This is a genomic window from Stenotrophomonas sp. SPM (genome assembly GCF_003105135.1).
Taxonomy (GTDB): Bacteria; Pseudomonadota; Gammaproteobacteria; order Xanthomonadales; family Xanthomonadaceae; genus Stenotrophomonas.
Genome location: NZ_QETL01000201.1, coordinates 1 through 1,844, shown reverse-complemented (window position 1 = coordinate 1,844; position 1,844 = coordinate 1). Strand labels below are relative to the sequence as shown.

Below are 1,844 nucleotides of genomic sequence, written 5' to 3'. Positions count from 1 at the left end.
CGACGTTGCCGCCCTGGCCGCGGCCACGGCCGCCACCACCATTGCCGCCACCGCCACGACGCTGGCCCTGACCCGCGCCCGCACCGGCACGCTGCTGGCCATTGCCACCGCCCTCGCGACGGCCGCCGCCGGCCTTCTTCGGGCCCGCATGCGCATGGCGCGTCGCATCACCGTGCGGACGACGCGCGTGGCTCTTGCGCGGTGCGCGTTCGCCGGTATCGTGCTCGGCCTTGCCCGGTGCGCTGTTGCCCCAGCGGATCGGCGTCTGCAGCTCGAAGCCCGGCACGTCGCGGATGTCCATGTCGCGGCCCAGCAGGCGGGTGATCGCGCGCAGCAGCTTCACTTCGTCCTGCGCCACCAGCGAAATCGCCTGGCCGGTCGCACCGTTGCGGCCGGTACGGCCGATGCGGTGCACGTAATCCTCGGCCACCATCGGCAGGTCGAAGTTGATCACCTTCGGCAGCTCGTTGATGTCGATGCCGCGTGCGGCGATGTCGGTGGCCACCAGCACGGTCACGCGACCAGCCTTGAAGTCACCCAGTGCACGCAGGCGCTGGCCCTGGCTCTTGTTGCCGTGGATCGCCGCGGTCTTGATGCCGGACTTTTCCAGGAACGAGGCCAGCTTGTCGCTGCCGTGCTTGGTGCGGGCGAAGACCAGGGTCTGCTCGCGGCTGTCCTGCGCCAGCAGGTGCAGCAGCAGGTCGCGCTTGCGGCTGCCATCTACCGGGTGCACGCGGTGGGTGATGGTCTCGGCCACGGTGTTCTTCGGCGTCACCTGGATCTGTTCCGGGTTGCGCATGAACTCCAGCGCCAGCTGGCGGATGTTGTCCTCGAAGGTAGCCGAGAACAGCAGGGTCTGGCGGTTCTGCTTCGGCAGCTTGGCGAGGATGCGCTTGATCGACGGCAGGAAGCCCATGTCGAGCATGCGGTCGGCTTCGTCCAGGATCAGCACTTCGATGCCGGACAGGTCGACGCTGCGACGCTCCAGGTGGTCGATCAGGCGGCCCGGGCAGGCGACCAGCAGGTCGACGCCGCGGCGCAGGATGTCCAGCTGGTTGCCCATGCCGACGCCGCCGTAGATGCAGGCGCTGGGAATGCGCAGGTACTTGCTGTAGCCGCGCAGGCTGTCATGCACCTGGGTGGCCAGTTCGCGGGTCGGGGCCAGGATCAGCGCACGCGGCTTGCGCGGGCCACTGCGCACTTCCTGCGAGGCCGTGCCCAAGTGCTGCAGCAGCGGCAGGCCGAAGGCGGCGGTCTTGCCGGTACCGGTCTGTGCACCGGCCAGCAGGTCGCGACCGGCAAGCGCCAGCGGGATCGCCTGCTGCTGGATCGGGGTCGGGTTTTCGTAGCCCTGCTCGGCGAGCGCGCGCAGCAGGAAAGGCGCAAGGCCCAGGGATTCAAAAGACATTGAGATTGCTCCAAGTACAAGAAACGCCTGTCCGAACGGACAGACGGGGGCAGATCAAACTGATCGGCTGACTCGGAGCGTTCCCGTGAACCGCGCTGCGAGAATTGGGTGCAGCCGGCACGGAGCGCAGGCTGGAATGCGTGACGAACGGCGTCGGAGTGGGGGCGGGCGACGTGGGCGGACCCAGGTCGCCGGCGATCCCGGAGGGAAACGGACGGCCGCTGCAGACCTCGCAAGTGTAAACGATCTTCAAGACTCCACGCAAAAACCCCTGTTCAGGTAGGGGGGTATCTGCAGGGCTTGCAGCCCTGCACCCGCTGCAATCAACGTCAACGTCAAAAGCTGGGTATCTGAGGGTTGGCGGGGTGGGTCCGGTTGAGGGGGACGCCGTAAACCCATCCATGGGGGCTTGGTCGCGGCATCCATGCCGCTCACA

At 67.7% G+C, this 1,844-nt stretch carries 1 protein-coding gene; it reads right to left on the bottom strand.

Annotated elements, in window-relative coordinates:
* The coding region (locus DCO49_RS19955) for a DEAD/DEAH box helicase (protein WP_116865459.1) at positions 1-1,408 on the bottom strand (1,408 nt) is incomplete at its 3' end.
* Positions 1,409-1,844 lie beyond the last annotated feature (436 nt).